General features: G+C 36.6%; 7 protein-coding genes. 5 read left to right on the top strand and 2 right to left on the bottom strand.

What is annotated here, in order from left to right; all coding sequences use genetic code 11:
* The first annotated feature begins 135 nt into the window (after positions 1-135).
* The 4 genes from AACU98_RS13105 to AACU98_RS13090 all read left to right on the top strand — a co-directional run bounded on the left by AACU98_RS13105 (position 136) and on the right by AACU98_RS13090 (position 3,063).
* Positions 136-555, top strand: coding sequence for a hypothetical protein (locus AACU98_RS13105; RefSeq protein WP_135050041.1), 420 nt, complete (start codon positions 136-138; stop codon positions 553-555).
* Positions 556-1,025: 470 nt separating this feature from the next.
* Entirely contained in the window at positions 1,026-2,252 is a 1,227-nt protein-coding gene (locus AACU98_RS13100) for a sugar transporter (protein ID WP_004248248.1), read from the top strand.
* A 137-nt stretch (positions 2,253-2,389) separates the two neighbouring features.
* Positions 2,390-2,722 (top strand): SMR family transporter, encoded by a 333-nt coding sequence (locus AACU98_RS13095; RefSeq protein ID WP_004243278.1) that lies wholly within the window; start codon positions 2,390-2,392, stop codon positions 2,720-2,722.
* Between the two features lie 35 nt (positions 2,723-2,757).
* Positions 2,758-3,063, top strand: a complete 306-nt coding sequence (locus AACU98_RS13090; RefSeq protein ID WP_004248246.1) for a putative hemolysin — start codon at positions 2,758-2,760, stop codon at positions 3,061-3,063.
* 129 nt (positions 3,064-3,192) lie between these two features.
* On the opposite strand, the gene dsbB is transcribed toward AACU98_RS13090, so the two are convergent.
* Together dsbB and nhaB are read right to left on the bottom strand one after the other, a co-directional pair.
* A complete protein-coding gene (gene dsbB, locus AACU98_RS13085) occupies positions 3,193-3,717 on the bottom strand; it encodes a disulfide bond formation protein DsbB (protein WP_004248244.1) in 525 nt (174 codons plus the stop codon).
* 171 nt (positions 3,718-3,888) lie between these two features.
* Positions 3,889-5,433 (bottom strand): sodium/proton antiporter NhaB, encoded by a 1,545-nt coding sequence (gene nhaB, locus AACU98_RS13080; protein ID WP_004243275.1) that lies wholly within the window; start codon positions 5,431-5,433, stop codon positions 3,889-3,891.
* Between the two features lie 235 nt (positions 5,434-5,668).
* Here nhaB and fadR point away from each other — a divergent pair, with 235 nt between their 5' ends.
* Positions 5,669-6,388 (top strand): fatty acid metabolism transcriptional regulator FadR, encoded by a 720-nt coding sequence (gene fadR, locus AACU98_RS13075; RefSeq protein WP_004243274.1) that lies wholly within the window; start codon positions 5,669-5,671, stop codon positions 6,386-6,388.
* The last annotated feature ends 254 nt before the right edge of the window (positions 6,389-6,642 follow it).

Here is a 6,642-nt window from a genome sequence, read left to right as displayed (position 1 = left end):
ATTATTTCTTATGCCAATAGGGCTACATGTCTGCGTAATAAAATGTAAAAATTAAAAAGAATTGTAATCAATATTGAATATGAATGACTTTAATTATATATAGATATAAAGGTGGTTAGTGATGCGGGGGCTTTCATGAAACAAATAATTATTATTGCAGGAGGAATTATATCATTGACTATTATGATTGCTATTTTTGTTGCAATCCTAGTTGTTTCTGTATTTAAAGAAGATACCGTTGCTGCTTGGAATAATAGCCGTAATGTTATTGAAAACTCCTCAACACAAATCAACGATATGTTTTCTTTTGTCAAAGGTAAGCGTGATGATGTCATGGCACGTTATCAATCATTAGAAAACAGTGAAAGTTGTAATCAACTCGTGTCTAAATTAGACAGTGTTGAAAAAGCACTAGCGGAAGGTAGTTTGTTACTTCCTCGGTCATCAATTGAGCAAATTTTTGCTATTAAAAATAGCCTTAATGATAGCTCATCTCCAGCCCAAAGCTTTGCCTGTGAGCAAGCTATTCAATTTATAGACAGAATTAATCCATAAGTATTAAGCTACTGTATAGTTATTCTCTTTATTTTTATAATATAGACTCTCTATTATTAGACTAACTGCAACAATAAGCCCGTGAAGATCTATTTATAATAGCATGAAATGGTTATCATTTTTTATTAATAAAAATGTGATTCAGTAACGCTATTTTTCCTTGCCAATCTCCCTTTTGCGATCTAAATAAAATGTTAACGTTAAAAAGAAGCCAATGTAGGGATTTAATTTAGCGTTATGCCTATGCTAACATAATAGGCTGATTCGTTTTAGTCAGATGTTTTTCTATTCATTAGTTTGTTTTTATCTTTACTTATCGCTTTATAAAACACACTTTATTATCTATTCTATTTAGATGTTATAAAATATAACGATGGGTATTTGCGCTTCTTTTTATGAAATTCACTGGCAGTAGTACATAAGTATCTTTTATCTATTTATAAAATTCACTGAAAAGTATTTAAACAATTATGAATATCACTACACCCAATAGCGTTAATGAAGTAAGCCGTAAAACAGCGTGGATCAGGGTAATTATTCTATCATTTGCTGCTTTCGTATTTAATACGACAGAGTTTGTACCTGTTGCATTGTTAAGTAATATTTCTGAAAGTTTTGCCATGGTGCCGGCTCAAACAGGGTTGATGATCACTATTTATGCTTGGGTTGTTGCCCTAATGTCTTTGCCATTAATGATAATGACCAGCAAAGTAGAGCGACGTAAGCTACTGATTATTTTGTTTATTGTATTTATTCTAAGCCATGTCTTATCTGGCGTGGCATGGGATTTTAATTCGCTAATTGTAGGTCGGGTTGGAGTCGCTTTTGCTCATGCTGTTTTTTGGTCGATTACTGCCTCATTAGCAATAAGAATGGCACCCCATGGTAAAAAAGCACAAGCATTAAGTTTATTAGCAACCGGTGTTGCACTAGCTACCGTGCTGGGTTTACCTCTGGGAAGGGTGGTTGGACAATGGTTAGGATGGCGAGCTACCTTTTTGGGTATAGGTGTACTGGCGCTGATAACCATGCTTGCTTTAATGCGCTATTTACCTTTATTACCAAGTGAACATTCCGGCTCGTTAAAAAGTGTCCCAATATTGCTAAAACGAGCACCATTAGTGGGTATTTTCTTACTAACGGTGATCGCAGTAACCGCTCATTTTACTGCTTATAGTTATATTGAGCCTTTTGTTATTGATATTGCAAAATTAGATGAAAATTTTGCCACTATTGTATTACTGATTTTTGGCGGTGCAGGAATTTTGGGGAGTGTGTTATTTAGTCGCTATAGTACCAAAATGCCAACCTCATTCTTATTCTTTGCACTTATTCTCTTAACCGTATGCTTAAGTACGCTGATGATGAGTAGCCAACATACACTCACATTTATTGCCTTAATCATCTTTTGGGGGATAGGCTTTATGTGTATTGCGTTAGGATTGCAGGTTAAAGTGATTGACTTAGCACCTGATGCAACAGATATCGCCATGTCGATCTACTCAGGTATCTTTAATATCGGTATTGGGGCAGGGGCTTTGTTAGGTAATCAAGTAATATTGCACGCGGGAATGCCAAATATCGGCTATGCAGGAACAGCCTTAAGTATTATTGCACTAGCGTGGTGTGGCTTTATTTTTACCCGTTATCGTGTTGCGATGGGAGGCAAACCTCGCGAAAAAAACCGGCTCCATTAAACAAAATCTATAAATAGCATTTTAAGGCATCTATTGCGCTGAATAGATGCCTTTTTTGTTGTTCTAAAATAGATATCACAGAAATATCTTGTGATAGAATTCACAAAATTGAATTTGGATCTTAGTAGGGCGAAGAAATGAATGGATTAACTTACCTAATATTAGCCATTATATCTGAAGTTATTGCAACAACGGTGTTAAAAGCATCCGATGGCTTTAGTCGATTATATCCATCTATTGTCGTCGTGGTGGGGTATTGTTTTTCTTTTTGGGCGCTATCTCAGGTTGTGAAAGTCATGCCACTGGGTATTGCATATGCAATTTGGAGCGGATTAGGTATTGTTTTAGTTTCTGTTGCGGCTGTTTTTGTCTATCAACAAAAACTCGATTTACCCGCCATCGTCGGTATGACATTAATTATTGCCGGCGTCTTAGTGATTAACTTACTTTCCAATAGCACCTCACACTAATCAGAGATAACAGAGATAATTTAGGTGTTTTTATAATGCAAAGAAAAATGAAAGCAACGTATTTTTTGTTGATGTTGACCAGCTTTGCGTTGCTTACTGGTTGTAGTCAATCTAAACAAGCACAAAATACCACCGCTCAAGTGATTAATAGCAATAAAACGATAGCGACCACACCTTCTATTCCTTTAGAGGAACCAGCAAAAGAGACCTGTATATTTTCTGGTGGAGTGCCTGCGTTAACTTATGAATTACACGGCGGTCAAACACCCGTTTGTCAATTTGCTAATGGTAAACGTTGTAGTGAACAAGCGTTGATTGATGGTGCCTGTATTCCAGGTTAATACGCTTGGGGATATGCATAAATAAATGATAATTAGAAAAATAGGCGCTTAATGTCTGATTAAGCGCCTATTTTGTGATGATAATAATTTATCTGCGTTCTATCTTTCTATAGCTAACAGTAGCGTATGTTAGTCTTTTTTAGAAAAAGAAGAGGTGACTTGGCTGATTAATACTAATAAACCAACAATAAAATAAGCAGAAAAGATAATTAACATCCATTGTGGCATTTCTAATGACAAGAACCGCCATTGGCTAACAGAACAATCCCCCGATGCTTGGAATACGGCAGGGAACCAATCTTGCAATGCAAACCAAGAAGGCAAGGTAACAAAGAAATCACAAGTTGCAAAAGGTGATGGATTAAGAATAAGTTGCGTATGTTCCCAAGCTAGCTCAATACCGCGGTATGAGGCATAAAGCCATAAAAAACTACCCGCCATGCGCATTAGTGTCAGTTTTGGCGAAGAAAAACCAATTAATGCGGCAACTAAGATCCCTAATACAGCAATGCGCTGATAAACACACATCACACAAGGCATTAATTCCATTCCGTACTGAAAATACAATGCCGCACCTTCAAGACCAATTGCCGTTAATGCCAGCAGTAACCATGAAAAACGACTTTGTGACCAGTGACGAAGAGCACTCAACATAACAATGTCCATGATAATATTGAAATAAGTTGTTATTCTGCCTAAAAACTAGACTAAAAAAAAGGTAAAATCTCTTATTTCACAAATATTTACATTAATAGGTGTTTTTATGAAAAAATAGGGCTTTTAAACATTAAAAGCCCTAAAAAATACTCATTTCATGATGGTTTTTTATGGAATAGCGATTAAGCCAATTTCATATAACCAATGTGTCATTGGCACGAGCCAGAATTCTACAGCCAGTAATCCTAACAGTGTCATAACGATGGTATAAGGAAGTGCCATCATCACCATACGTCCATAAGATAAGCGGATCAGCGGGGATAATGCAGAAGTTAATAAGAATAAGAAAGCCGCTTGTCCGTTTGGCGTTGCCACTGACGGTAAGTTAGTCCCAGTATTAATTGCGACACCAATATGTTCATATTGAGATTGGCTAATTAATCCTTCTTGCAATGCGCTTAATGCTTCACTGATATAGACCGTACCCACAAATACATTATCTGAAATGGCAGAAAGTAGGCCATTAAAGAGATAAAAGAGTGACAGTTGTGAAGATTCTGATGCCTGTAGAACAAATTGAATAATAGGACCAAATAGCTGTTGATCAATAATCACGGCAACAACGGAGAAGAATACCGTAAGTAATGCGGTGAAAGGCAGTGCTTCTTCAAAAGCTTTACCTAAAGCGTGCTCTTCAGTGATACCACAGAAAGTGGTGGCTAAGATAATAACAGAAAGACCAATAATACCAACCTCAGCAAGGTGTAAGGCCAGTGCAACAATTAACCAAATACCAATTAATGCTTGGATTAATAACTGGGCTTTTTCTTGTTGAGTTCGTTTTTCACTGTTCTTTTTATCGTAGTCAGTGAGAACTTTACGCACTAATTCAGGTAGCTCGGCACCATAACCAAACAGCTTAAAGCGCTCAACCAAATAACATACTGCAAGTCCAGCAAAGAAAACGGGAATAGTAACGGGTGACATCCTGATAAAGAAGGTGACAAAATCCCATTCTAAGTGTTTTGCAATGATCAAGTTTTGTGGCTCACCAACCATCGTCATCACACCACCTAATGCTGTACCAACACCGGCATGCATCATTAAGCTACGTAAGAAAGCACGGAATTGTTCTAAGGTCTGTTTTTTCTCTGTGCTATCAATAAAGCCATCATTGCTTAACTCTGCATCAGCCTGGTTAGAAGCAAAGTTATGGTAGATGGAATAGAAGCCTAAAGAAACACTGATCACCACGGCAATCACGGTTAAAGCGTCTAAAAAAGCAGATAAAAAGGCACTAGCAAAACAGAATGCTAATGATAATAAGCGTTTAGATCGAATAGAGAGGAGTAATTTTGTAAAAGCAAATAGAAGTAATTGCTTCATAAAATAAATACCCGCAACCATAAAGACCAGTAATAAAATGACTTCAAGGTTGTTGGCTATTTCATGACCTATTTGTTTCGGCGTTGTCATACCAATAATGACGGCCTCAATAGCAAGTAATCCCCCTGGTTGTAGCGGATAACATTTTAATGCCATGGCTAAAGTGAAGATAAACTCAACAACGAGTAGCCAGCCAGCAATGAAAGGGTCAACAAAGAAAAAAATCAGTGGGTTGATGATTAAAAAAGTAATAATAGCAAGCTTATACCAATCAGGGGAGTTCCCCATGAAATTTTTCAGTAATGCTTGTCTTATACTCATATCCATTATGTTTTTTATCCTCCGAATAGAGATTTTAGGCGCCCAAAATGCGCAATTTAGTCATAATACGCTCTAATCGCTGTGAAATTAAGCGTATTCGTAAATAATAAATTGATAAAACAGTGCCATGTTTTATGATGCCATTCACTATTTAGCGATGGTTGAGCTATATCAAAATTAAGCATTCTGATATTATCTTTTCTATTATTAGCAGAAAAAACGCTTCGGAAGAAATAAAAATATGGTTATTAAGGCTCAAAGCCCCGCAGGTTTTGCGGAAGAGTACATTGTTGAAAGTATTTGGAACAACCGTTTTCCACCAGGTTCTATTCTGCCCGCAGAACGTGAGCTTTCCGAATTAATTGGTGTGACAAGAACGACATTGAGAGAGGTTTTACAACGTTTAGCTCGTGATGGTTGGTTAACTATCCAGCATGGAAAACCAACCAAAGTGAATAACTTTTGGGAAACGTCAGGTCTTAATATTCTTGAAACTGTCGCGCGTCTTGATCATGATCGCGTGCCACAATTAATCGATAATTTATTAGCCGTAAGAACGAATATCTCAGCAATTTTTATTCGCACGGCATTTAAAAATAATCCAGAAAAATCCCTAGAAGTGCTGACTCATCAACTAACGACTGAAAATAGTGCTGATGAGTTTAGTGAGTTGGACTATAACATTTTCCGTGGTTTGGCATTTGCCAGCGGTAATCCTATTTATGGATTGATCTTAAACGGACTTAAGGGATTATATACCCGTGTAGGGCGTTATTATTTCTCTAATGTTCAGGCGAAAGAGTTGGCGCTATCATTTTATAAAAAATTGGCGTTGCTATGTGAACAAAAAGATACTGAGCACGTTATGGATTGCGTTCGCCAATACGGAAAAGAGAGTGGCATTATTTGGCATGAGCTTCAATCGCCACTACCTAGTGACTTAGAAGAAGTAAAACGTTAATTCATCGCGTTTATCCTGTCTTAACATCAGCATTGGATCTTATTGATCCAGTGCTGATTTTTTATTATCCAGAAAATGGTAGTAATAGAAATATGATGACTATTATTGGAGAAGTGAAAGAATAGCGGGCTAAAAACAGCAAGCCTAGTTTAACCAGCCATTTTTAGGTGATACTTTAATTTGGCTATTTTTAGTAAAAAAAATTTGAAACATATCTCATCTTAATATTATATTCTGATAATGATAAGTTTTTT

The sequence above is a fragment of the Proteus sp. G4380 genome, assembly GCF_963885725.1.
GTDB classification, from domain to species: Bacteria; Pseudomonadota; Gammaproteobacteria; order Enterobacterales; family Enterobacteriaceae; genus Proteus; species Proteus mirabilis.
Note: the sequence above shows the minus strand (reverse complement) of the source record. Positions and strands in the feature narration are given on the sequence as shown.